The 24,499-nt window shown below is 67.1% G+C and carries 23 protein-coding genes; 8 read left to right on the top strand and 15 right to left on the bottom strand.

Going from position 1 to position 24,499, the window contains the following annotated elements; translation table 11 throughout:
- Positions 1-5 precede the first annotated feature (5 nt).
- Genes mnmG through IFT54_RS01090 form a run of 4 tightly spaced genes read left to right on the top strand, consistent with a single transcriptional unit; the run spans position 6 to position 4,159 of the window.
- Complete coding sequence (mnmG, locus tag IFT54_RS01105; protein ID WP_192069358.1) at positions 6-1,841, top strand: tRNA uridine-5-carboxymethylaminomethyl(34) synthesis enzyme MnmG; 1,836 nt, start codon at positions 6-8, stop codon at positions 1,839-1,841.
- Complete coding sequence (locus tag IFT54_RS01100) at positions 1,838-2,458, top strand: 16S rRNA (guanine(527)-N(7))-methyltransferase RsmG (RefSeq protein ID WP_192069357.1); 621 nt, start codon at positions 1,838-1,840, stop codon at positions 2,456-2,458. Before mnmG ends, IFT54_RS01100 begins: the two co-directional genes overlap by 4 nt.
- Positions 2,455-3,237 carry a ParA family protein gene (locus IFT54_RS01095; RefSeq protein WP_031396158.1) on the top strand — a complete coding sequence of 261 codons (783 nt, stop codon included), beginning with the start codon at positions 2,455-2,457 and terminating at the stop codon, positions 3,235-3,237. The genes IFT54_RS01100 and IFT54_RS01095 overlap by 4 nt, the downstream gene beginning before the upstream one ends.
- 10 nt (positions 3,238-3,247) lie before the next feature.
- Positions 3,248-4,159, top strand: coding sequence for a ParB/RepB/Spo0J family partition protein (locus tag IFT54_RS01090; RefSeq protein WP_192069356.1), 912 nt, complete (start codon positions 3,248-3,250; stop codon positions 4,157-4,159).
- A 65-nt stretch (positions 4,160-4,224) separates the two neighbouring features.
- On the opposite strand, the gene holA is transcribed toward IFT54_RS01090, so the two are convergent.
- From holA to IFT54_RS01070, 4 genes are read right to left on the bottom strand one after another with little or no spacing between them, the layout of a single operon-like run.
- Positions 4,225-5,244, bottom strand: coding sequence for a DNA polymerase III subunit delta (holA, locus tag IFT54_RS01085; protein ID WP_192069355.1), 1,020 nt, complete (start codon positions 5,242-5,244; stop codon positions 4,225-4,227).
- Entirely contained in the window at positions 5,241-5,759 is a 519-nt protein-coding gene (gene lptE / locus IFT54_RS01080) for an LPS assembly lipoprotein LptE (RefSeq protein ID WP_192069354.1), read from the bottom strand. Before lptE ends, holA begins: the two co-directional genes overlap by 4 nt.
- Positions 5,756-8,269: a leucine--tRNA ligase gene (leuS, locus tag IFT54_RS01075; protein ID WP_192069353.1), complete on the bottom strand. Its 2,514-nt coding sequence runs from the start codon at positions 8,267-8,269 to the stop codon at positions 5,756-5,758. Before leuS ends, lptE begins: the two co-directional genes overlap by 4 nt.
- 10 nt (positions 8,270-8,279) lie before the next feature.
- Complete coding sequence (locus tag IFT54_RS01070; RefSeq protein WP_031396163.1) at positions 8,280-8,711, bottom strand: DUF3576 domain-containing protein; 432 nt, start codon at positions 8,709-8,711, stop codon at positions 8,280-8,282.
- A 247-nt stretch (positions 8,712-8,958) separates the two neighbouring features.
- Between IFT54_RS01070 and IFT54_RS01065 the strand changes: the two genes are divergently transcribed.
- On the top strand, positions 8,959-9,669 hold the full coding sequence (locus IFT54_RS01065; RefSeq protein ID WP_244648440.1) for a hypothetical protein: 711 nt from the start codon (positions 8,959-8,961) through the stop codon (positions 9,667-9,669).
- Between the two features lie 43 nt (positions 9,670-9,712).
- On the opposite strand, the gene IFT54_RS01060 is transcribed toward IFT54_RS01065, so the two are convergent.
- The gene (locus IFT54_RS01060) at positions 9,713-10,189 is read right to left on the bottom strand and encodes a thiamine phosphate synthase (RefSeq protein WP_244648438.1); all 477 of its coding nucleotides are present in this window, start codon (positions 10,187-10,189) and stop codon (positions 9,713-9,715) included.
- A 58-nt stretch (positions 10,190-10,247) separates the two neighbouring features.
- Here IFT54_RS01060 and IFT54_RS01055 point away from each other — a divergent pair, with 58 nt between their 5' ends.
- Positions 10,248-10,946: a YggS family pyridoxal phosphate-dependent enzyme gene (locus tag IFT54_RS01055; RefSeq protein ID WP_244648436.1), complete on the top strand. Its 699-nt coding sequence runs from the start codon at positions 10,248-10,250 to the stop codon at positions 10,944-10,946.
- Positions 10,943-11,626: an HAD family hydrolase gene (locus tag IFT54_RS01050; protein WP_192069351.1), complete on the top strand. Its 684-nt coding sequence runs from the start codon at positions 10,943-10,945 to the stop codon at positions 11,624-11,626. The genes IFT54_RS01055 and IFT54_RS01050 overlap by 4 nt, the downstream gene beginning before the upstream one ends.
- On the opposite strand, the gene IFT54_RS01045 is transcribed toward IFT54_RS01050, so the two are convergent.
- The 5 genes from IFT54_RS01045 to IFT54_RS01025 all read right to left on the bottom strand — a co-directional run bounded on the left by IFT54_RS01045 (position 11,623) and on the right by IFT54_RS01025 (position 17,374).
- Complete coding sequence (locus IFT54_RS01045) at positions 11,623-12,135, bottom strand: YdcF family protein (RefSeq protein WP_192069350.1); 513 nt, start codon at positions 12,133-12,135, stop codon at positions 11,623-11,625. The two genes, IFT54_RS01050 and IFT54_RS01045, sit on opposite strands and share 4 nt — an antisense overlap.
- Complete coding sequence (gene ribA / locus IFT54_RS01040) at positions 12,132-13,187, bottom strand: GTP cyclohydrolase II (protein ID WP_244648434.1); 1,056 nt, start codon at positions 13,185-13,187, stop codon at positions 12,132-12,134. Before ribA ends, IFT54_RS01045 begins: the two co-directional genes overlap by 4 nt.
- The gene (gene xth / locus IFT54_RS01035; protein WP_192069349.1) at positions 13,184-13,966 is read right to left on the bottom strand and encodes an exodeoxyribonuclease III; all 783 of its coding nucleotides are present in this window, start codon (positions 13,964-13,966) and stop codon (positions 13,184-13,186) included. Before xth ends, ribA begins: the two co-directional genes overlap by 4 nt.
- Before the next feature lie 261 nt (positions 13,967-14,227).
- A complete protein-coding gene (locus IFT54_RS01030; protein ID WP_192069348.1) occupies positions 14,228-14,848 on the bottom strand; it encodes a LolA family protein in 621 nt (206 codons plus the stop codon).
- A gap of 210 nt (positions 14,849-15,058) precedes the next feature.
- The gene (locus tag IFT54_RS01025) at positions 15,059-17,374 is read right to left on the bottom strand and encodes a DNA translocase FtsK (RefSeq protein WP_056406624.1); all 2,316 of its coding nucleotides are present in this window, start codon (positions 17,372-17,374) and stop codon (positions 15,059-15,061) included.
- 143 nt (positions 17,375-17,517) lie between these two features.
- Here IFT54_RS01025 and IFT54_RS01020 point away from each other — a divergent pair, with 143 nt between their 5' ends.
- Positions 17,518-18,732 carry a UbiH/UbiF/VisC/COQ6 family ubiquinone biosynthesis hydroxylase gene (locus IFT54_RS01020; protein WP_192069347.1) on the top strand — a complete coding sequence of 405 codons (1,215 nt, stop codon included), beginning with the start codon at positions 17,518-17,520 and terminating at the stop codon, positions 18,730-18,732.
- Here IFT54_RS01020 and IFT54_RS01015 read toward each other — a convergent pair.
- The 5 genes from IFT54_RS01015 to IFT54_RS00995 form a co-directional block, all read right to left on the bottom strand.
- On the bottom strand, positions 18,714-19,346 hold the full coding sequence (locus IFT54_RS01015; protein WP_192069346.1) for a DUF2238 domain-containing protein: 633 nt from the start codon (positions 19,344-19,346) through the stop codon (positions 18,714-18,716). The two genes, IFT54_RS01020 and IFT54_RS01015, sit on opposite strands and share 19 nt — an antisense overlap.
- Positions 19,346-19,534 (bottom strand): Trm112 family protein, encoded by a 189-nt coding sequence (locus IFT54_RS01010; RefSeq protein ID WP_031395356.1) that lies wholly within the window; start codon positions 19,532-19,534, stop codon positions 19,346-19,348. Before IFT54_RS01010 ends, IFT54_RS01015 begins: the two co-directional genes overlap by 1 nt.
- Complete coding sequence (locus tag IFT54_RS01005) at positions 19,531-20,133, bottom strand: LON peptidase substrate-binding domain-containing protein (RefSeq protein ID WP_031395355.1); 603 nt, start codon at positions 20,131-20,133, stop codon at positions 19,531-19,533. The genes IFT54_RS01010 and IFT54_RS01005 overlap by 4 nt, the downstream gene beginning before the upstream one ends.
- Positions 20,130-21,026, bottom strand: a complete 897-nt coding sequence (locus tag IFT54_RS01000) for a tetratricopeptide repeat protein (protein ID WP_192069673.1) — start codon at positions 21,024-21,026, stop codon at positions 20,130-20,132. The genes IFT54_RS01005 and IFT54_RS01000 overlap by 4 nt, the downstream gene beginning before the upstream one ends.
- 88 nt (positions 21,027-21,114) lie before the next feature.
- Positions 21,115-24,498, bottom strand: a complete 3,384-nt coding sequence (locus IFT54_RS00995) for an error-prone DNA polymerase (RefSeq protein ID WP_192069345.1) — start codon at positions 24,496-24,498, stop codon at positions 21,115-21,117.
- Position 24,499 lies beyond the last annotated feature (1 nt).

Below are 24,499 nucleotides of genomic sequence, written 5' to 3'. Positions count from 1 at the left end.
ATGGCATGTTCGATGTAGTGGTGGTTGGCGGTGGCCATGCCGGGACCGAGGCCGCAGCCGCGGCAGCGCGGAGGGGCGCGCGTACCGCGCTGGTGTCGTTCGACGCGCGCCAGATCGGCGCGATGTCATGCAATCCGGCGATAGGCGGGCTGGGCAAGGGCCATATGGTCCGCGAAGTCGATGCCTTTGACGGGCTGATCGGACGCGCTGCCGATGCCGCAGCGATCCATCACCGGATGCTCAATCGCAGCAAGGGATCCGCGGTTCAGGGGCCCAGGATCCAGGCGGACCGCAGGCTCTATGCGGCGGCGATCCAGGCACAGCTGGCGGCGACGCCGGACTTGTCGATCATCGCCGGCGAGGTCAGCGCGCTGCATCTGGAGGGTGATGGCGTCGCGGGTGTCGTGCTCGCAGACGGCGCCGTGGTCGCCGCCCGTGCGGTGGTGCTGGCGACCGGAACGTTTCTGGGCGGGCGGATCTTCCGTGGCGACGACCGCGAGGAAGGGGGCCGGATCGGCGAGCGTGCGGCGAAGCCACTGGCGGACCAGCTCCGCGCGCGTGCGCTGCCCATGGCGCGGCTGAAGACCGGAACTCCGCCACGGCTCGACGGGCGGACGATCAACTGGGGCGCGCTTGCCGAGCAGCCCTCCGATCCCGAGCCATGGACGATGTCGCCGATGACGACCGACCGTATCCTGCCGCAGGTCGCCTGTGCGATCACGCGGACGACGGACGAGACGCATGCGATCATCCGCGCCGCGTTCCACAGATCGCCGCTGTTCACCGGCGCGATCGAGGCGGCGGGGCCGCGCTATTGTCCGTCGATCGAGGACAAGGTTTCCCGCTTCGGTGACCGCGACGGCCATCAGCTGTTCCTCGAACCCGAGGGTCTCGACGACCCAACGATCTATCCCAATGGTCTGTCGACGTCCTTGCCAGTCGAGGTGCAGGCGGCGATGCTCGCGAGCATTCCCGGGCTTGAGCGTGTCGTGATGACGATGCCGGGCTATGCCGTCGAATATGATTATATCGATCCGCGCGCGCTCGATACGCGGTTGGCGCTTCCCGCGATCGACGGCGTGTTCTGCGCCGGCCAGCTCAACGGGACCACCGGCTATGAAGAGGCGGCGGGGCAGGGGCTGGTCGCTGGCCTGAACGCGGCGGCGCATGCCTGTGATCTGGCACCGGTGATCCTCGACCGCGCGTCGAGCTATCTCGGCGTGATGATCGACGACCTTGTCCTGCAAGGCGTTACCGAGCCGTACCGGATGCTGACCGCGCGTGCCGAGTTCCGGCTGTCGCTGCGCGCGGACAATGCCGAGACGCGGCTGGGCGGGATTGCGGAGGTGGCGGGATGCCTCGGCACCGCACGGCTCGCCCATCAGCGCGCGCGTGGCGAAGACCGGGCCCGGTTCCGATCCGCACTGCATGGCGAACGCACCGCGACCGAGATCGCGGATCAGGGCGTTGCGGTGGGGCGTGATGGCGCGCGGCGGACAGCGTTTGACTGGTTGCGCTTCGAGGGCGTGAAGCTTGCGCATGTCGCGCCTGATGCAGCGATCGGAATCCCGGCGGCGGTGGTCGACGAGGTCGTCGAGGATGCGCGCTACGCTCCCTATATCGAACGACAGGCGCAGGAGGTCGCGCGGTTGCGTGCGGACGAAGCGATCCTGTTACCCCAGGATCTTGCCTATGATCGGGTCCCCGGTCTGTCGAACGAGATGATCGATCGATTGAGTGCGGCACGACCGCTGTCTCTGGCCGCTGCGGCACGGATCCGGGGCATCACGCCTGCGGCACTGTCTGCGGTGCTCCTCCATACGAAACGAGTGCCGGCATGACCGAGGACGAAGCACGGACCTGGGTCCTCGAGCGGTTTGGCCCCGTCGCGACCGAGCGGGTTGCGGCGTTTGTCGCGATGGTCGTCGAGGAGGCCGCGCATCAGAATCTGATCGCGCCTTCGACGATCCCGACGATCTGGGAGCGGCATGTCGTCGACTCGCTTCAGCTGGTTGCACTCGCGGGCCCGGAGACAGATGCGATGCGCTGGCTCGACATCGGAACCGGTGGCGGATTTCCCGGCATGGTCGTCGCGCTGGTGCGCGACGGGCCGGTCGATCTCGTCGAACCACGCCGGCGTCGCGCGGACTTTCTCCAGCTCTGCGTTGCCCGGCTCGGGCTTGGCGAGCAGGTCTGGGTGCATCCGACCAAGGTCGAGTCCGTCACTTCAACGGCGCGGATCATTTCGGCGCGCGCGGTCGCCTCGCTCGAAAACCTTTTGCGTGGCGCGGCGCACTGCGCCACAACAGAGACGCGGTGGCTATTGCCTCGGGGGCGTCTCGACGAGGCAGAGATCACCGCGCTTCAGAAGCCTTGGCACTTTATGTTCCACGTGGAACAAAGCGTCACGAACCCGGAGTCGTCTATCGTGGTTCTGGATCGAGTCCGCGCGCGATGATCACCATCGCGGTCGCCAATCAGAAGGGTGGGGTGGGCAAGACCACCAGTGCCATCAATCTCGCGACCGCATTGGCGGCGACGGGAATGCGGGTGCTGCTGGTCGATATCGACCCGCAGGGCAACGCCTCGACCGGGCTTGGCATCGGCCATGCGCAACGCGTCAAATCTAGCTATGACGTCCTCATCGGCGAAGCGACGATCGACCAGGCCGTGGTGCACAGCCGCGTGCCCCGGCTCGACGTGATCCCCGCGACGGTCGATCTGTCGGGGGCGGAAATCGAGCTCGTCGAATTCGATGCGCGGACGCATCGGCTCGATCGTGCGATGCAGGACTCGACCGGGCATTGGGATATCGCGCTGATCGATTGTCCGCCTTCGCTCGGGCTGCTGACGATTAATGCGATGGTTGCAGCGGATGCGCTGCTCGTGCCGCTCCAGTGCGAATTCTTCGCGCTCGAGGGCCTGTCGCAGTTGCTCAGCACGGTCGAACGTATCCGTCAGCGGTTCAACCCCGGCCTGTCGATCCTCGGCGTTGCGCTGACAATGTATGATCGCCGCAACCGGCTGACCGATCAGGTCTCGGCGGATGTCCGCGCGGTGCTGGGCAAGGTCGTGTTCGAAACGGTCATCCCGCGCAACGTACGGCTGTCGGAAGCGCCCAGTCACGGACTTCCGGCGCTGATCTACGACCATCGCTGCAGCGGGTCGCAAGCGTATATCGCGCTTGCCCGCGAGATGATCGGCCGGCTTCCGGTATCTGCACGAGCAGCCGCGTGAGGGTATTGGTATGAGTGAAGGTACCAAGCGCGGCCGGCCGGGGCTCGGCCGCGGGCTGAACGCGCTGCTGGGCGAGATGGCCCGCGAGGCGCCGGTCAGCGCGAGCGGTGATGCGCCGACCAATAGCGGCGTGCGCATGCTGCCGGTCAGTTCGCTGTCGCCGCATCCGGACCAGCCCCGCCGACATTTCGACGAAGCGATGCTGAGCGAACTTGCCGCCTCGATCGCCGCACGCGGCTTGATCCAGCCGATCATCGTCCGGCCGCACGGCCATGATTATCAGATCGTCGCGGGCGAGCGCCGCTGGCGCGCGGCGCAAAGGGCGCGTTTGCACGAGGTCCCGGTGGTTGTCCGCGACTTCGACGACGCCGAAACGCTCGAAATCGCGCTGATCGAGAACATCCAGCGCGAGGATCTCAACGCGATCGAGGAGGCGCAGGCCTATCAGCGGCTGGCCGGAGAATATGGCCATACGCAGGAGGTGCTGGCCAAGATCGTCCATAAGTCGCGCAGCCATGTCGCCAACCTGTTGCGGCTGCTCGAGCTGCCTGCGCAGGTTCAGTCCCAGGTGGTCGAAGGATCGCTGTCGATGGGGCATGCGCGCGCGCTGCTCGGTTCGCCCGATGTCGAGACACTGGCGGACCAAGTGATCGCCCGCGGCCTATCGGTGCGCGAGACCGAAAAGCTGGCGCGTGATGCCAAGCCGGGCCGGACTCGGTCGGGCGGGACTGCGGCGACCGCAGCGAACGAGGCGCGGGTCCCCGATGCGGATATCGCGGCGCTTGAGCGGCAACTGGCCGATCTGCTGGGGCTTCAGGTGCGGGTTGCACATAGTGAGACCGGCGGCACGCTGACGCTGAGTTATTCGACGCTCGATCAGCTCGACATGGTATGCCAGCGGCTGACGGGCGGGGCGATCTGAACGTCCGGGGGGAAGCGGTTCCTTCCCTCCGGTACGTCCGCCTGACGGGGGGAATTCAGCGGGCTTTAGTTTCTGCGTGCGATCGCCTGAGCAAGGGCGACGATGGCGGCATCCGCGACGACCCCGCCGGGATTGCCCGGGGCCATGATCGCACGTTCGGCGGTGCGGACGCGGGCGATGGCCGTAGCGAGCATCACTGGCGACCAGCGGCGGAGCGATTTGGCGGTCTGTGCCTCGTCGCGGAAGAAGACGCGGTGGCGCTTCATCACCGTATCGACGGACTCGCCGCGATCGATCTCGCCGCGCATCTCGGCGAGCGCGATCAGTCTGCGGACGAGCTGCCGCAGCCACGGGATCGGCGAGGTTCCGGCCTCTTCAAGCCGCGCGAGTTCGGTCCCGAGATCGGCGACACGCCCCTCGATCGCCGCGTCGATCGCCTGACCCATCTCCGCCTCACCGAGGTCCGCGCCGATCGCATCGAGCGCGGCGTGGTCGAGATCATGCGGTCGTTCGGCGCTTGCGTCGAGATACAGCGCGAGCTTGTCGATCTCGCGCGCGATGACCGCGCGGTCGCCACCGGTGGTCTCGACCAGGCGACGCGCGACGCCGGGGGCAGGGCGCAGACCCTGTTCGCCCGCCATCGTGCTGGCGAGACGCTCCGCATCGGCAGCCGTGGGTGCGTAGCAGGCGAACGCCATCGCACGCGGCGATTCGAGCGCGAGCTTGACGATCTTCGCACTCGTCTTGACGCTGGGCGCGATCGCGACGACCGGGTTGCCCGCGCGATCAGCGTTCAACAGCGTGGTGAACGCATCGAGGCTCTCCTCGCCCGCCGACGCGACGCGGACGTGACGCGCGGTGGCGAAGAGCGACAGGGCGGCCGCCTCGTCAGCGAGCCGCGAGGGATCCGATCTGAGCTGTGCGCCATCCAGATCGACGCGCTCGGCATCGGGTCCCATCGCCTTGGCGAGCGTGCGGGCGAGGTCGCTTGCGCCGGCCTCGTCAGGGCCGTGGAGAAGATAGAGACGGATATCGGGGCCGGGCCTGGCCAATGCGGCGCGGATCTGGTTGGCGCTGGCCTTCACGGGGCCGGCGTGGGGGCCGGCGGGGTCCGCTGCGCATAGAGCGCGATCCGCGCGACGATCTGATCCGCGACGATTCCCGACAGACGTTCGAGCGCGGTATTTTCGGCTGCGATCGTCGCATATTCGGACCGGACGACATCGATGCCGGCGTCGGATCCGGCGGTCGCGTCGAGCAGGACGGTGCCGTCACCGATCCGGACGAGCTGATAGCGCGCGCGCAGGATCCGGCGTTCGCGCGACACGCTGTCGTCGCGCCGCACGCCGAGGCCGTTGATCTGGTCCTCGAGCCGGATGTCGATCCGATACAGCGGTGCCGCGCCGTTCGACGGCAACCGGTCGCGCAGCGCGGTTGCCATCAGCCACCCGGACTTGCCCTCGATCGGCGTGATCTCGACCTGGCCGAGCGTGCCGGCAACCGCGCCGCTGCTGCCGCCCGAATAGAGCGGATGCAGCCCGCAACCCGCCAGGCTGGCCGAGAGCAGCAGGGCTCCCGCAAGAAGCGCGTACCGCGTCATGCGACGATGTTCACGAGGCGGTCGGGCACGACGATCACTTTCCGGGGCGGCTTGCCCTCGAGCAGGCGGACGATCTTGTCAGAGGCCAGCGCGGCCGCCTCGACCTCGTCCTTCGGCGCGCCCTTGGGGAAGACGAGCGTGTCGCGCAGCTTGCCGTTGACCTGCACCGCGATGGTGACCTCGTCATCGACCAGCAGCGCCGGATCGACTTCGGGCCACGCGGCGTCGGCGATCAGGCCGTCGTTACCTGCGGTCGCCCAGGCTTCCTCGGCAACGTGCGGCACCATCGGGCTGACGAGCAGCAGCAACGTGCGGATCGCCTGTTCGCGATCGGCGGACGGCGATGCCTTCTCGATCGCACTGCACAGGCTGTAGAGCCGCGCGACCGCCTTGTTGAACTGCAAGCCATTGATATCGCTCTCGATACCCACCGTGGTGCGATGGCACAGCTTGCGCAGGGCGATGTCGTCGCCCTCGGCCTTGGCGGCACCGTCGGCCTCGATCAGGCGCCAGAGACGCTGGACGAACCGCCACGCGCCCTCAATGCCCGACTCACTCCAGGGAAGGTCGCGCTCGGGCGGCGAGTCGGAGAGCACGAACCAGCGCACCGCGTCGGCGCCATACTGGTCGACGATCGGCTCGGGATCGACGGTGTTCTTCTTCGACTTCGACATCTTTTCAACACGACCGACGGTGATCGTGTCACCCGTCGCGATCTCGATGCCGTCGCGCACGTCGTCGGGGCCGAGCCAGCGGCCGTCCGCGGACTTGTACGTCTCGTGCGTAACCATGCCCTGCGTGAACAGCCCGGCAAACGGCTCGGCGATGTCGAGCATGCCGATATGCTTCAGCGCACGCGTCCAGAAGCGGGCGTAAAGCAGATGCAGGATCGCATGCTCGACGCCGCCGATATACTGGTTGACCGGCAGCCACTTCTCCGCGCCCGTCCGGTCGAACGGCTTGGCGTCCGGCTGGCTGGCGAAGCGGATGAAATACCACGACGAATCGACGAACGTGTCGAGCGTGTCGGTCTCGCGCCGTGCTGCGCCGCCACAGGACGGGCAGGGGACGTGCTTCCACGTCGGATGGCGATCGAGCGGGTTGCCGGGGATGTCGAACGACACGTCCTCGGGCAGCACGATCGGCAGCTGGTCCTTGGGCACCGGCACCGCGCCGCACGCGTCGCAGTGGATGATCGGGATCGGCGTGCCCCAGTAACGCTGGCGGCTGACGCCCCAGTCGCGCAGGCGGAACACGGTCGTGCCCTTGCCCCAGCCTTCGCCCTCGGCGCGCTCGATCACGGTGCGCTTGGCGTCTTCGATGTCCATTCCGTCGAGGAAGTGCGAGTTCACCAGATTGCCGGCTCCCGTCCAGGCGGTGTCGCCGACGAACACGGGGGCCTCGTCATCGCCTTCGGAGACGACGCGCTTGACGGGCAGATCGTATTTGCGCGCGAAATCCAGATCGCGCTGGTCATGCGCGGGCACGCCGAACACAGCGCCGGTGCCGTATTCCATCAGCACGAAGTTCGCGATGTAGACCGGGAGCTCCCAGCTCTGGTTGAGCGGATGCGCCGCGCGGATACCGGTGTCGAAGCCCAGCTTCTCCTGCGTGTCGAGTTCGGCCGCGGTGGTGCCGCCACGCTTGCAGAGTTCGATGAACGCAGCCGCATCGGGGTTCGTCTCGGCGACCGCGCGCGCGATCGGATGATCCGCGGCGACCGCGACGAAGCTCGACCCGAACATCGTGTCGGGGCGCGTCGTGAACACCTCGACCGAATCGATGCCGGTCGTATTGCCCGCCAGCGCGAACTTGAACTGCAACCCCTGGCTGCGGCCGATCCAGTTCTCCTGCATCAGCTTGACCTTGTCGGGCCAGTGCTCGAGCGCGCCGAGGCCGTCGACCAGCTCGTCGGCAAAGTCAGTGATTTTGAGGAACCACTGCGACAGCTTGCGCCGCTCGACCAGCGCGCCCGAGCGCCAGCCGCGCCCGTCGATCACCTGCTCGTTGGCGAGCACGGTCATGTCGACCGGATCCCAGTTGACCGCCGATTCCTTGCGATAGACGAGCCCCGCTGCGAACAGGTCGAGGAACAGCGCCTGCTCATGCCCGTAATATTCAGGCTCGCACGTCGCCAGTTCGCGCGTCCAGTCGAGCGCGAAGCCCAGCCGCTTCAGCTGCGCCTTCATCGTCGCGATGTTGGCGCGCGTCCAGTTGCCCGGATGCACGCCCTTTTCCATCGCCGCGTTCTCGGCGGGCATGCCGAACGCGTCCCAGCCCATCGGATGGAGCACTTCCATGCCCTTCATCCGACGGAAGCGCGCGAGCACGTCGCCCATCGTATAGTTGCGGACATGCCCCATGTGGATGCGCCCCGACGGATAGGGGAACATCTCGAGCACGTACGAACGCGGCTTGGTCGAAGAATCGTCGGCGGCGAACGTGTTACGTTCGTCCCAGACCTTCTGCCACGCCGCGTCCGCCTTCAACGCATTGAAACGCGACGCCATGATGTCGTCCTCAGCCCGCGATCGAGGCGCGACGCAGGTCGCGGGCCTTGGTCAGGATGATGTCCTCGAGCTTCTGCGTGGTCGCGGCCTGGACGGGTGCGGACACCCACTGGCCGTTGCGGTTGATCTCCCGCAGTGCCGCGACGCGGACGGCATCGGCGCGCAGGTCCTGGTCGAGGATCGATACCGTTACCTTCATCCGCTCGGCCGGGGTCTGCGGGTTGACGTACCAGTCGGTGACGATGACGCCGCCATTGGAGTCGGTCTGGAGCAGCGGCATGAAGCTCAGCGTGTCGAGCGTCGCGCGCCAGAGATAGCTGTTGACGCCGATCGTGGTGATCTTCGACGCGGCCAGATCGGCCTTGGGACGGGCGCTGCCGCCGCCGCACGCAACCAGCGGCAGAGCGGCGAGAACCACGAGGGCGGTACGCGGGCGGAACATCGGCATCATCCTGGCAATAGATCGTCGTCAGCCTCTACAGGGCGGGCCTGCTACCCGCAAGGATGGGGTGGGCGTCGGCAATTCGTCCGGCAACCACGGCGTTCGACCTGTTCTGTGTGTCTGATGCAACACCTTTGGATAATCATTAGGTGCGGATAGCTGACGGGGATCGATCTGTGTTAGCTGCCGTTCAGCGAAGGAATCGTAACAAGATTCGTCTATAAAAGATTCGCAGGGAGTTGTTGTTTTGGTCGCCAAGCGCGTGATGGTCGGGATGTTCGCCGGAGTGGCTGCTGCCGCTGCGGTCTTCGTCGCGCCCGCGTTCGGCGCCTCCGAACAGCAGGTCCGCATCGCCAAGCGCCCGGCGCTGTCGGTGCGGGGCACGGGCGGCTTCACCCCATCGGCGGCGGATCCCCGGCTTGCGGCGCTGTTCGCGCGCGGCGGCTTCGATGCCGGGAGCTTCCGCTTCACCCCGGCCGAAACGCGTCGCGACAATCGTGCCTTCACCGTCGCTGTCCGCGCGCAGACCAACCGTGGTATCGATACCACGCGTCTCGCGACTAGCACCGCGCCGACCGTCGGATTGGCGCCGATCGCGTATAATCTGGGCATGTCGGTCGGCTGGAAGCGGTTTGCGGTGTCGGGCGATCTGGCACGCGTCGATCTGGCCGGGATGCCGGGCAGTCGCAGCTCCGCCGATGTCGCGGTCAGCTATGCGGGCAAGCGGTTCACGGGCAGCGTCAAGGCTGCGGCGGATCGTCCGCTCGCAAATACGCCGCGTCTCGTCGAGGATGCGCCGAGCTATTCTGTCGATCTCGGCGGATCCTATTCGCTTACGCGCAACATCGATGTAACCGCGGGCGTCCGCTATCGGTCGGATCGTGAGCGGTTCGTTCGGCTCGAGGACGATCGTCGCGACAGCCAAGCCGTCTATCTCGGGACCGCCTTCCGCTTCTGATCCGGGCGCAGCATGATCGGCGGTGAGCCGCGAATTGCTCCCATCACGTCCACGCATCGATCGCGGCCCAGCCGTGAAAGCCCAGCATCCTGAGTCGCCGCCACCGTGCGGCGGTCATGCCGCCCAGCGCGATCATCGGTAGACCGAGCCCACGCGCAACAAGCATAGCAGCCGCGGGACCGATCGCTGGCGCTCCCGGATGCGACCGCGTCGGATAGATCGGCGACACGAACAGCGCGTCGGCACCGGCCCGCGCGCCGAGCATCGCCTCGCGCCGATCGTGCGCGGGCCAGGTCCGCAGGCTCCCACCGCGGCCGGCGCCATGCACGCCGTCGATCCCGGCAAATCCGGGCCGCGCGACCACCACCAGCCGTCGCGCCTGCGCGATGCGGCGTATGCGCAGCGCCAGCGCCCGACGCTGCGCCGGGGGCGTCTGGTAGTGGCGGATCACGATCCCCGATCCCGGCGGAATACACTGCAGCGCATGCCATAGCGCATCGCCCATCCGCTCGTCGGTCATCAGCCAGAGGCGCGGGACGGGGTTTCGGTGCGGCATCTTGCTGCCTATAGCGCCCCGCATGACAGACACGAACGGCATGACCGACGAAACCGACCGCGCGCAGCGCCTGGCCGAGATCCGCGCACGGATCGCCAAGGCCGCCGAGATCGCCGGTCGCAAGCCTGAGGACGTCGCCTTGATCGCGGTGTCGAAGACGCATCCGGCGACGGCGATCGAACCCCTGCTCGAACAGGGTCAGCGGGTATTCGGCGAGAATCGCGTCCAGGAAGCGGCGGACAAATGGCCAGCGCTCAAGGCGCGGTACCCCGACGTCGTCCTGCACCTGATCGGGCAGTTGCAGTCGAACAAGGCAGCGGATGCCGTCGCGCTGTTCGACTGCATCCATGTCGTCGATCGTCCGTCGCTGGTCACGGCGCTCGGCAAGGCGATGCGCGAGAGCGGGCGGCGCCCCGACTGCTATCTCCAGGTGAATATCGGTGATGAGCCGCAAAAGGGCGGCTGTGCGATCGCCGACCTGCCCGCGTTGCTCGACGCGGCCCGCGCGGCCGACCTCCCGGTTGCGGGGCTGATGTGCCTGCCTCCCGCCGATGTCGAGCCTGCGCCCTATTTCGCGCTGCTGGCAAAGCTTGCGCGCGATTGCGGGCTGTCGGGGCTGAGCATGGGCATGTCCGATGATTTCGAGACCGCGGTGACGATCGGCGCGACGCACGTCCGGATCGGCAGCGCGCTGTTCGGCACGCGGGGGCATCGCGCATGACCGGTGCAGTCCGGTTCGATGCGCTGTTGTTCGATTTCGACGGTGTGCTGATCGACAGCGAGGCGCTCGGCAACCGGCATATCGCCGAATGGCTGACCGCTGCGGGGCATCCGATCACCCCGGAGGAGTCGATGGCGAACTTCATGGGGCTTGCCGGGCCGCAATTCGTCGACGCGATCGAGCGCTGGATCGACCGGCCGCTGCCCGAGGCGTTCTACGCGGCGCGCAAGGCGGAGGACGACCGCGTTATGGCCGCGGGTATCGATGCGATCGCGGGTGCGGTCGCCTTCGTCCGCGCCTTGCCGGCCGATCTGCCCAAGGCGATCGTCTCGTCGAGCCCGACCCGCTGGATCGCGCGGCACCTCGACCATATCGGCCTGCGCGACGCGTTCGGCGATCATCTCTACAGCGGCCGCGAGCATGTCACTAACGGCAAGCCTGCGCCTGATCTCTATCTCTACGGTGCCGAACGGCTGGGCGTCGACATCGGCCGGACCGCGATCCTCGAGGATTCGCCGGTCGGCGCGACCGGCGCGGTGGCCTCGGGCGGCTATGTCATCGGACTGTCGGCGGGGTCGCATTGCGGGCCGGATCACGGCGCGCGGCTCAAGGCGATCGGCGTCGATGCGCTGGCCGACGATTTCGACGCGGTGGCGCGCGTCCTGCGAGAGGGGGCCTAGGCCCGCCGCCTGCGCAGGATCGCGCCGACGCCCGCGACCAGGTCATAGGGGATCGCCGCAGCCTCGCGTGCGCGCATCTTGATCTGGTAGCGGCGGCTGCCGCCATGTGGGACGTGAATCGCGCTGGCGGGCATCCCCAACATTGCGAACAACATGCGGATGCGCGGCTGGTGATAGCCGTCGGTGCAGATCATGCACTGGGCATAATGCCCCGCGCGGGCGAACCGAGTGGCTGCGACCACGCTCTGCAGCGTATCGAGACTGGCTTCGTCGAGATGGATCCGCGACCGATCGACCGTTTCCGCCAGCCGATCGGCCATCACCGATGCCTCCGACGGACCATGACGGCCAATCGCGCCCGAACAGAACAGGTCCGCCTCGGTATAGCGCGCCGCGGCCGCCGCCGCGAACGCGATCCGTCGCTCGAGCGTCGGGCTCGGGCTGCCATCCGCGCGCACCGCGGCGCCGAACACGACGATCAGCCGCCACGAGGGAGGAATGTCGATCAAAGCTGATGTCCGGTGCGGTCGCGCTTGGTTGCGAGATAGCGGGCATTGTGCGGATTGGCGGGCAGCGCGTGGGGGACGCGCTCGGCCACCGTCACACCGGTCGCCTCGAGTCCGGCGACCTTGGCCGGATTGTTGGTGAGCAACCGAACCCGGTTCTGGCCGAGCAGGCTCAGCATCCGCGCGGCAACGCCAAAATCGCGTGCATCGATCGCAAAGCCCAGCCGGGTATTGGCGTCGACCGTGTCGAACCCCTGATCCTGCAGCGCATAGGCGCGCAGCTTGTTAACCAGGCCGATGCCGCGCCCCTCCTGACGCAGATAGAGCAATATGCCCCAGCCGCTGTGCTGGATCGCGTGAATCGCGGCGTGGAGCTGCGGCCCGCAGTCGCATTTGAGGCTGCCGAGCACGTCACCGGTCAGGCACTCGCTGTGCAGCCGGACGAGCGGGGCATCGCCGTTCGGCTGCCCGATCAGGAGGGCGATGTGTTCATCGGCGCTTTCCGGCGAGCGGAAGGCGACGATCTCGGCATCCTCCGCGCCCTCGACCGGCAAGCGTGCGCGGGTCGCGATGACGAGCCGGGTCGCATCCTCATGCGCATCGATATCGGCGGCGGTCGCGGTCGCCTCGGGCGCGCCGCTGCCCAGGAAGAAGGCGGGCAACAGCCCGGCGATCCGTGCGAGCCGCAACGCCGCCGCGGCGGCGTCGGGGTGCGGGACGGGCAGGGTGCGGAACGGACCCTTGAGCGGCGTCGCGAGGTCGAACTGCGGGTCGGCAAGCGCGGTCGCGGCAGGAAAATCGATCCAGGGCGCGCGATCGACCAGGACGGGGGCGGTCGGGTCGGCCGCCTCGAGCTGATTGGCGAGCTTCAGCGTCACCGCCCGTCCCGACGAGATCAGCACCCCGCCGGTCGCCGGCGGATCGAATGCCGCGAGCCGGTCCGCGTCCGCCGTCTCGACCGCGAGCAACGTCAGTCCGTCGATCGCGATCGGCCAGCCGCGGCGCAGGGCATCGACCACGCGGGCCGCGGCGCGCGGATTGGGGCGATCGCTCAAAAGGCGAACTCGGTCAGGATCGGGATATGGTCGGAGGGCTTGAGCCAGCTGCGGCACGGCTCGAAGACGTGATGCGCGACGGCGGCGTCCGCGGCCGCGCCCGTCGCCCACATGTGATCGAGCCGCCGCCCGCGATCGGACGTCGCCCAGTCCTTCGCGCGGTAGCTCCACCAGGTGAACAGCCGCGCAGGGGCGGGATGGAAGCGGCGGCCGAGATCGACCCAGTTTCCTGCGGCCTGGAGCCGGGCGAGCGCCTCGACCTCGACGGGCGTATGGCTGACGACATCGAGCAGCTGCTTGTGGCTCCAGACGTCCGCCTCGAGCGGCGCGATGTTGAAATCGCCGACCAGGATTGTCGGGCCGCTCAGCGTTTCCGACCAGCGCGTCATCCGCTCGAGAAAGTCGAGCTTCTGGCCGAATTTCGGATTGGCGTCGCGATCGGGGACGTCGCCGCCCGCGGGAATATAGACATTCTCCAGCCGCACGCCGTTTTCGAGGCGCACGCCGACGTGGCGGGCTTCGCTGTTCGCCTGCCAGTCGAACCGGTCGTCGGCGACGATCGGCACCTTGCTCAGGATCGCGACGCCGTGATGCATGCGCTGGCCGTGGAGCACGATATGCTCATAGCCGAGCGCGCGGAACGTCTCGAAGGGGAAGTCGTCGTCGACGACCTTGGTTTCCTGGAGGCACAGGATATCAGGCGCGGCTTCCTTCAGAAACTGCTCGACGATGGCGATCCGGAAGCGGACCGAGTTGATGTTCCAGGAGACGATTTTCACGCGTGCGATGTAGCGCCGCGTGGGGGTGGCGACAAGGATCGCGCGGCGGCGTGCCGATCAACGAAAAGACCCCCGCTCCGGGGGCGTGGAGCGAGGGCCGACTCAGCGTTCGTCACGCAGGCAGACAATGGGGACACCATCCGGGCAACAGGGGGAAAAATCCCGAATGCCCCACATCCGCGACTCAACCCCTAGCGCCAGGAACCTGTCGCCGGGATGAATGAAACGACAATGCCGTTCATTTTCAGGAGGTGAACAGACTCACCGGGTCCGGCGCGGGTCGTTCCACCGGAAGGTGTTGTCGCTGACCGGTCCGCCGAATTTCTGCTTGGACAGGCGGATGGTGGTCCGGTTGTTCTGGCTGTCGAGCGCGACCCAGCCCTGCAGCATCAGCCCGCCGGGGGCGGCGGCATCGCGTGCGAAGACCAGGGTGATCCTGCCTGCCTCAGGGTGTTTCGGATCGTTCACCTCAACGGATACAATCCGCGGGTCATAGCCGGGGACGAGCTTGGCATAACGCGTGATATCGCGTGACGGATCGAGAAAAACGACCAGCGGTGAATTCTTGATCGGCCAACGCTGCACCTGCTTCACCGAATAGTCGATGAAGGTCAGCGCGCCGCCCTCGGCGACGATCAGGATTGGCACGCCCTTCTCATACTGGAATCGGATCTTGCCGGGCTTTTTGAGCGTCAGCACGCCGGTCAGAACCTTGCCGTTGCGATCCGCCTGCGAAAAATCAGCGGTCATCGTCACCAGAGATTGCAGAGATTTCTGCACTACGGCCAGATCCCCGGTCGCCTGTGCGGCGATCGGCGATGGCACTGCGGCGACCGAGAAAGCGGCGATCGTCGCGATCACCGCGGGGCGGGTGTTGAACATCGAAATCTCCTTGGACGCCGGGCAATGCCGGGCCCGGCTTGAACGGGTTGTGAACTGGGATGCGTGAGGATTGGGCCATCACCGCCAGAGCCTGCGTCATCCTGGGCCTGACCCAGGATCCAGAGCCGCATAGGCCGGGTTTTGTGGCTCTGGATCCCAGCCTTCGCTGGGATGACGGGCAGGCTGTGCTGGACGCCACCCCCCAAGCCCTCAGATCGCATGCCCTTCGGTATCGCGCAGGACCTCGCGGCGTCCGACATGATCGGGCCGGCCGACGATGCCATCCTTTTCCATCCGCTCGATCAATCGCGCGGCCGAGTTGTAGCCGATCCGCAACTGCCGCTGCAGCCACGAGGTCGACGCCTTTTGCGATTCGCAGACCAGCTGGATGGCGTTGCGATATTGCTGGTCCTCCGCCGAATCCTCGCCGGTCGGGGAGCCTTCGAGCGTGAAGCCGTCCTCGGGCTCCTCGGTGACCGACGAGATGTAGTCGGGCAGGCCCTGCGACCGCCAGTGATCCGCCACTAGCCGGACCTCGTCATCGCTGACGAACGGGCCGTGGACGCGGACGATGCCCTTGCCGCCGGGCATGTAGAGCATGTCGCCCTTGCCGAGCAGCTGTTCGGCGCCCTGTTCGCCGAGAATAGTGCGCGAATCGATCTTCGACGTGACGTGGAAGCTGATCCGGGTCGGCAGGTTTGCCTTGATGACGCCGGTGATGACGTCGACCGACGGCCGCTGAGTCGCCATGATCAGGTGGATGCCCGCCGCGCGCGCCTTCTGCGCCAATCGCTGGATGAGGAATTCGACCTCCTTGCCCGCGGTCATCATCAGGTCGGCGAGCTCGTCGACGATCACCACGATCTGCGGCAGCACGTCATATTCGAGCTTCTCCTCCTCGTACATCGGCGCGCCGGTGTCGGGATGATAGCCGGTCTGCACCTTCCGACCCAGCGGTTGACCCTTGGCCTTGGCACCACGCACCTTGTCGTTGAAGCCGGCGAGGCTGCGCACGCCGACCGACGACATCTGCCGATAGCGATCCTCCATCGTCTCGACCGCCCATTTGAGCGCACGCACCGCCTTGGCGGGGTCGGTCACGACCGGCGACAGCAGATGCGGGATGTCGTCGTACATGCTCAGTTCGAGCATCTTCGGATCGATCATGATCATCCGGCACTGGTTCGGCGTCAGCTTGTACAGCAGCGACAGGATCATGCTGTTGAGCCCGACCGACTTGCCCGACCCCGTCGTACCCGCGACCAGCAGATGCGGCATCGGCGCGAGATCGGCGATCACCGAATCGCCCGCGATGTTCTTGCCGAGGATGATCGGCAGCTGCGCGGCCTGATCCTCGAACGTCTGACTGCCGACGAGCTCGTGGAGCGACACCGCCTCGCGCCGCGCATTGGGCAGTTCGATGCCAATCACATTGCGTCCCGGAATCACCGCGACGCGTGCGGAGATCGCCGACATGTTGCGCGCGATGTCGTCGGCCAGCGCGATCACGCGGCTCGCCTTGATGCCGGGCGCGGGCTCGAGCTCGTACATCGTCACGACCGGGCCCGGCCGCACCTCGATGATCGATCCCTTGACGTGGAAATCGTCAAGCACGTTCTCCAGCAGCCGCGCGTTGCGTTCGAGCCCGGCCTTGTCGACGACATTGCCCTGGCTCGGCGGCGACGGCGTCAGCAGGTCGACGCTGGGCAGCGTGTAATTGTCGCGCAGGTCGAGCTGGCGTTCCTTGGGTTTCGCCTGCGACGGCGCGTTCTGGCGGTCGGCGATGACGGGCGCGGGGCGTGGATCGGGTTCGGCGATCGCGCGCGGCTCGACGGGCTTGCGCGTCAGCGTCAGCGGCTCGTCCTCGTCGTCAGGCCCACCGACATAGCCGTCGGCCCCGTCATCATAGCCGAGCGCCGGGATCCGGTTGCGCCGGAAGCGCCACTTGCGCTCGCCCAGATCGATCTCGATGCTCTTGCCCCAGACGATCGCACCCGCGATCGCGGCGACCAGCCCGACGGCGCGCGCCGACCAAAGTTCGGCGACCGGCTGACCCAGGAATCCAAGACCCCAATGCACCGCATTGGCGACCGACAGGCCGATGATGCCACCCCAGCCTGCAGGAAGTGCGAGCACCGACGCATCGGACACGAAGGCGAGCGCGCTGGCCATCAGCGCGACGCCGAGCGCCGCACCGCGCAGCATCCGTGCCCAGCGTCCGACCGGCAGGTCGCGCCACAGCCGCATCGCGAGGATTGGCCCGACCGGCAGCAGCAGCGCGACGGCGGGGCCGAACAGCGACAGCGCGATATCGGCGAACCACGCGCCCGGCGGGCCGATCAGGTTGGCGGGATAGCCGCCCGACGCGGTGTTCAGCGCCGGATCGCTGGCATGATAGCTGGCCAAAGCCAGTGCCATCAGCAACGTCGCGACGAACAGCGCGATCGCGGCAATCAGCGCGCCGCTGCGCACCGCTCCCGCCTTTACCGTCTCACGCCATAAGGCTGGCTGCGCGCGGCTGGCCATGACCTCAAATCCTTCAATGTGCGAAAATCCGACTTTTCATCGCGCCGGGCGGGTCCGACGTCAAGGCGAGCACGCGACAACACGGGTTAAAGCGACCCCGGATCTGCGTTGGCAGCGGCGGGCGGGCGGGATAGAGCGGCACCATGGACACAGATGTACTCATCCTCGGTGGCGGGCTGGTCGGTGCGACGCTCGCCGTGGCGCTCGACGTGCACGGCATCTCGACGATCGTGATCGATCCGGCGGACCCCGCGGTCACGCTGGCGCCGGGCTTCGATGGCCGGGCTTCGGCGGTGGCGAGCGCGAGCCACCGGATGCTCGATGCGATCGGCGTCGGCGCGACGCTGGCGGGGCAGGGCTGCGCGATCCGCCAGATCCGGGTCAGCGACGGGCTGGAACCGGGCAAGCTCGATTTCGTCCCCGCCGCGGACGACGGCGCGCTGGGCACGATGTACGAGAACAAGCTGCTCCGTCACACGCTGTTCGATGCCGCGAGCGCGGCGGCGCATGTCGACCTGCGGATGATGACGCGCGCGACCGATCTCGACCGCAGCGCCGCGGGGGTGACCGCGACGCTTGATTCGGGCGCGGTGGTCCGCGCGCCGCTGGTCGTCGTCGCCGAGGGGCGCAAGTCGCCGACGCGCGAGGCGGCCGGGATCACGATGGCGCACTGGTCCTATGATCACACCGCGATCATCGCCGCCTTTCATCACGAACGCTCGCATGAGGACGTCGCCTACGAGATCTTCTACGCCAGCGGCCCATTCGCGCTGCTGCCGCTGCCCGACGATGCGGAGGGGCATCGCTCGGCGATCGTGTGGACGGTCGACACGAAGAACGCCGCGGGCATGCTCAAGATGGGTGACCGCGCGTTCCTCGCCGAAGCGACCAAGCGCATGGGCGGATTTCTCGGCGAGCTGTCGACGCTGACGCCGCGCTCCTCCTATCCGCTCGGCTTTCAGCACGCCGCCCGGATCACCGACACGCGGCTCGCGCTGGTCGGCGATGCGGCGCACGGCATCCATCCGATCGCCGGACAGGGGCTCAATCTCGGCTTTCGCGACGTGGCGACGCTCGCCGAGGTGCTGGTCGAGGGCAAACGCCTCGGCCTCGACCTCGGCGATGCGGCGCTGCTCGCGCGTTACCAGCGCTGGCGCGGGCTCGACACGTTCATGACCGCCGCCGCGACCGACACGCTGACCCGGCTGTTCGGCATGCCCGGCAAGACCGCGAGCGCGGTGCGCCGCTTCGGCATCAGCGCGGTCAACGCGATACCACCGCTCAAGGATCGCTTCATGGCAGAGGCGCGCGGCGAGAGCGGCGACCTGCCGAAGCTGCTTCAGGGTCTGACGATCTGACCATCGCCCGTCCGCGCGATCTGGCGATCGTGCGGGCGGGACAGCAGCATGACGGAAAGCGCGCCGCCGATCAGGCACATCAGCATGTCCCACTGCGTATCCCAGGGGTCGCCCTGCGTCCCGAGAAACGCGTCCGCACCCTCGCCGAGCGAAACCGCCGCGCCGAATTCGATCAGTTCGTACAGCGCGCTGATGGCGAGGCAATAGGCCAGGACGGTGACGGTCAGCAGCCGTGGCGACGCGATATGCCGACCCCGGATCAACAGCTCGCGCAGCACGATCGCGGGGACGAACCCCTGGATCAGGTGACCGAACCGATCATAGGGATTGCGCGCCAGATACAGCCAGTCCTGCACCATGAAACCGACCGGGACGCGGGCATAGCTATAGGCGCCACCCAGCATCAGCACGAAGCCATGAAACGCGATCAGGACCAGCGCCAAAGGGGTGAAGGCGAACCGGTGACGCAGCGCCACCAGGATCGGAAAGGCGATCAGGACGGGCGCTACCTCCATCCACCAGGTGGCGCGGTCGAAGGGCGACCATCCCGATGCCGCGAGCCCGATGCTCCAGGCCACCCCTAGAATGACGAGGCGGCGGTCGGGTTTCGCCATCAGGCGGTTGCGGCACCATCGATTGGCCGCGCCTCTTCGACCAGCATCACCGGCACGCCGTCACGGATCGGATAGGCGAGCCCGGCGGCGTCAGAGATCAGTTCCTGCGCGGCCTCGTCGTAGCGCAGGGGCGTGCGCGACACCGGACAAACGAGGCGTTCGAGCAGCCAGGGATCGAGTCCGCTCATTGCAGCGTCACCTGTTCGTCGCCGTCGTGTCGCCCGAAGAACTGCATCAGCTGGATGATCAGTTCGGCACGCGTTTCGATGTCGGGAGCCTCGAGCAGCGCCTGCTTGGCGGCGGAATCGAACGGGGCGATCTGCGCGATGCCGTTGACCAGACTCTCGTCGTCGAGCCGAGCGACCGCGTCCCAGTCGACCGCATAGCCCTGCACGTCGGCGAAGCGGCGGGATTCGAGTTCGAGCGACGAGCGGCGGCCGAGCGACAGCGTGTCGTCCTCGATCACCGGCAGCAATTCGGCCTCGACTTGGCGGAAGGGCGTGGTGACATCGAGTTCGCGGACGATGCGGAACATCGCGACGCCCTCCAGCACGACATTGTACCGGCCGTCCTCGAGCGCCTCGACCTCGGCGATCTTGCCGACGCAGCCCAGTGCGTAGAGCTCTCCATCATCACCGCGCGGCTGGATCATGCCGATCCGCCGGTCGCGCGCCATCGCGTCGCTGATCATTGCCCGATAGCGCGGCTCGAACAGGTGCAGCGGCAACTGCATGCCCGGGAACAGCAGCGCGCCGGGCAGGGGGAAGATAGAGAGCCGGGTCGTCATCCGAACAGGATCGCAGACAGGCGCCGCCGCTGTCCAGAGACCCAGGGATCCTCGAGCCCCACCACCTCGAACAATTTCAGCAGCTGCGTCCGCGCGGCGCTCTCGTTCCAGTCGCGATCCGCGGCGATGATGGCGAGGAAGCTGTCTGCGGCGGCATCGCGGTCGTTCGCCGCCATCTGGCCATTGGCGAGCGCGAAGCGCGCGGCCAGGTCGTCTGGTGCTGCCTCGACCGCGGCGATCAGTGGCGATAGGTCGGCGACCGGCGGCGCGGACTGCGCCAGCGCCAGCGCGGCCTGCGCGCGGTGGATCGCCGGATCCTTGGCGATCGCCGGGTCCAGATTCGCAAGCCAGTCCGCCGCCTCGTCGAGCTGCCCGGTCAGGACGAGCGCGCGGACGAAGCCGGCATGGACCGCAGGGTGCTCGGGGGCCATGTCGGCGATCTGGCGGAAGATCCCCAGCGCGCGTTCCCCGTCGCCCTCGGCAAGAACCTCCTCACCCATCGCGATCAGCGGTTCGATGTCGGGGGCGTCGGTATTGGCATCCGCTTCGATCGGCAGCTGCTTGAGCAACTGATCGAGGATCACGCGCAGCTGTGAATCGGTGCGTGCGCTCGTCATGTCGGCGACCAGTTGTCCCTGGTACATCGCATAGACGGTCGGGATCGACTTGATCTGGAATTGCGCGGCAATGAACTGGTTCTTGTCGGTATCGACCTTCGCCAGCACGACGCCCTTGTCCGCATAATCGGCGGCGACCTTTTCCAGCGTCGGACCGAGCGCCTTGCACGGCCCGCACCATTCCGCCCAGAAGTCGATGATCACGAGTTTCGTCATCGACGGTTCGACGACATCGCGACGGAACGCCTCGACGGCGTCCTTCTCGGCAGGCGACATTCCAAGCGTGGCCAACATACACTCCCGTATTGAACTCTGCGCTATCTGGGGCGGCGGCGCGGTGATTGCCACCATCTTACCGACACTCTCAATGGAAGTCGCGCGACTTGGGCAGGACACGCACGTCGCGGGGATGCTGCGCGCGCGAGGGTTGCGACAGCGACGTCCGTGGATCCGGACTGCGCGTCGGGACGGAGCGGACCACTTCATCCGCGCGGCACAATGGCGCATCGAGTGCGTGGTCCTCGGACAGGAACCGGAGCATCGCGCTACGATCCTGGACGCGCGATGCGATCAGATGCGTGACACCCTCCTCGCTGCGCTGGATCACCCCTTCGAGAACCATCAGCCGCGAGGCCATCACCGCGCGGCGGTTCGCCTCGAAATCGCGCGCCCAGATCAGCCCGTTGGTGACGCCGGTCTCGTCCTCGATCGTCACGAAAATCGCATTGCCCTTGCCCGGGCGCTGGCGGACGAGGACGATGCCTGCAACTCTGGCGCGCCGGCCGTCCCTGGTGGCACAGGCCTGGGCGCTCGACAGGATCCCCTCGGCGGCGAAGCGATCGCGCAGGAACGCCATCGGATGCGCCTTCAGCGACAGGCCGGTCGTCTGGTAATCCGCGGCGACCTGTTCGGACAGCGGCATCGCGGGAAGCTGCGCATCGGGTTCGACCCCCAGCTCGGGCACGTCGGCGGCGGCGAACAGCGCGAGCTGCCTGGGCGGGGTGCGGCGGGCGTCCCACAGCGCCTCGCGGCGATCCTTGGCGAGCGAGCGGAACGCATCCGCATCGGCGAGCAGGTTCATCGCGCGCTGCGGCAGGTCGGCGCGGCGGGCGAGGTCCTCGATCCCGGTGAAGCGCGCGCGCGTGCGCGCCGCGACGAGATTGTGCGCCCATTCCGCACGGAACCCGTCGACCTGCCGAAAGCCAAGGCGCAACGCCTCCTGCCCGGCGGTGGTGCCGGCTTCGAGGCCATTGTCCCACAGGCTCGCATTCACATCGACGGGCAGCACGGTCACCCCATGTTCGACCGCGTCGCGTACCAGCTGTGCCGGGGCGTAGAACCCCATGGGCTGCGAATTGAGCAGCGCGCAGGTGAACACCGCGGGGTGGAAGCATTTGATCCACGACGAGACATAGACCAGCCGCGCGAAGGACAGCGCATGGCTTTCGGGAAAGCCGTAGGATCCGAACCCCTCAATCTGTTTGAAACAGCGTTCGGCAAACTCCGCTTCATAGCCACGGCGAACCATGCCTCCGATCAGCTTGGCGTGGAAATTATCCATGCCGCCGACCTTGCGGAACGTCGCCATCGACTTGCGCAACTGGTTCGCCTCGCCCGGCGTGAACCCGGCCGCGACGATTGCCAGCTTCATCGCCTGTTCCTGGAAAAGCGGAACGCCATAGGTGAAGCGAAGCAACTGCTGGAGTTCGTCGGGCGGGCCGAAACGCGGGTGGGGCGAGGGGAAGTCGACCTTCTCCTTGCCGCTGCGACGGCGGAGATAGGGATGGACCATGTCGCCCTCGATCGGTCCGGGGCGGACGATCGCGACCTGTACGACCAGATCATAGAGTTTGCGCGGACGCAGCCGCGGCAACATGTTGATCTGCGCGCGGCTTTCGACCTGGAACACGCCGATGCTGTCGCCCCTGCACAGCATGTCATAGACACGATCGTCCTCGGCGACGGCGATCGTGTCGAGCAGGTGATCGCCGTGGCCATGCTCGCGCATCAGGTCGAAGCTCTTGCGGATGCAGGTCAGCATGCCGAGCGCGAGGATATCGACCTTCATCAGCCCCAGCGCGTCGATATCGTCCTTGTCCCATTCGATGAAGGTGCGGTCCGCCATCGCGCCGTTGTGGATCGGCACCATCTCGTCGAGCCGCCCCTGCGTCAGCACGAACCCGCCGACATGCTGCGACAGATGCCGCGGAAATTCGAGCAGCCGGTCGACCATCTCGCGAAGCCGCGCGATTTCCGGATTGTCGGGATCGAACCCGGTTTCGGTGAAGCGGCGTTCGTCGAACCGGCTCGAAAAACTGCCCCAGACCGTGCTCGTCAGTTTCTGCGTCACGTCCTCGGTCAGGCCCAGCGCCTTGCCGACCTCGCGCACCGTGCTCTTGGGGCGATAATGGATGACCGTCGCGGCGATCGCCGCGCGGTCGCGACCATAGCGACGATAGATATACTGCATCACCTCCTCGCGCCGTTCGTGCTCGAAATCGACGTCGATATCGGGGGGCTCGTCGCGTTCGCTGGACACGAAGCGCGAGAAGAGCAGGTCGTATTTCATCGGATCGACCGAGGTGACGCCGAGCAGATAGCAGACCACCGAATTGGCCGCCGAGCCGCGCCCCTGACACAGGATCGGCGGGTCGCAGCTGCGCGCAAACCGGACGATGTCGGAGACGGTCAGGAAGTAATAGGCATAGTTCTTCTCGCGGATCAGCGTGAACTCCTCGTGGAGCAGCGCCAGCATCCTGTCGGGTACGCGGTCGTCATAGCGTTCGAGCGCGGTCTGCCAGACGAGATGCTCCAGCCAATCCTGCGCCTCCCATCCCGGCGGAACAGGCTCATGCGGATATTCGTAGCGCAGGTCGTCGAGCGAGAACGCGATCCGCGCCATCAGGCGGGCGCTTTGCCCCACCGCATCGGGACGATCGCGGAACAGCCGCGCCATCTCGTCTGTGTCCTTCAGATGGCGTTCGCCATTGGCGGCGAGCAGGCGACCGGCCTTGTGGATGCTGGTCCCTTCGCGGATGCAGGTGACGATGTCGTGCAGGTCGCGGTCGTCGGGATAGGCATAAAGCGCGTCGGTGGTCGCGAGCACGGGTATGCCCGCGGCGTCGGCGAGCCGCGCCAGCCGTGCCAGCTGCCGCCGATCGCGTCCGCCGCGCGGCATCGTCACGCCGAGCCAGACACAGTCCGCCCCCAGCCGCTTCACCGCGTGGAGGACGCTCGACAGGTCGCGGTCGCGGCGTTCGGGCAGCGTGTCACCGTCGGGCAGCGGCGAGACGGCCGTTGCGCCACGCGAGCTGCTCTCGGGCATCACCACGAGCATCATGTCGGCATGATGCGCGATCAGGTCGCCGAGCCCGAGGATGCAGCCGCCTTTTTCGGCACGTCGGTTGCCGACGGTGAGCAAGCGGGTCAGTCGCCCCCAGCCACGCCGGGTCGAGGGATAGGCGACGATGTCGGGGGTCCCGTCCTCGAACACCAGCCGCGCCCCGACGATCAGCCGGAAGTCGATCGGCGGCAGCATCATCCCCAGCAGTCCGTCTTTGGCCTTCTTCAGCGCCTGGTGCGCGCGGACCACGCCGGCGACGGTATTGCGATCGGCGATGCCGATGCCACCAAGGCCCAGCTCGACCGCGCGACCGACCATGGTTCCGGCATCGCTCGCGCCGTCGAGGAACGAGAAATTGGTCGCCGCAACGAGTTCAGCAAAGGCGGGATCGGCAAAGGCGGTCACG

Origin of the sequence: Sphingomonas sp. CFBP 13714 (assembly GCF_014842205.1) — a bacterium.
Lineage (GTDB): Bacteria > Pseudomonadota > Alphaproteobacteria > Sphingomonadales > Sphingomonadaceae > Sphingomonas > Sphingomonas aerolata.
Note: the sequence above shows the minus strand (reverse complement) of the source record. Positions and strands in the feature narration are given on the sequence as shown.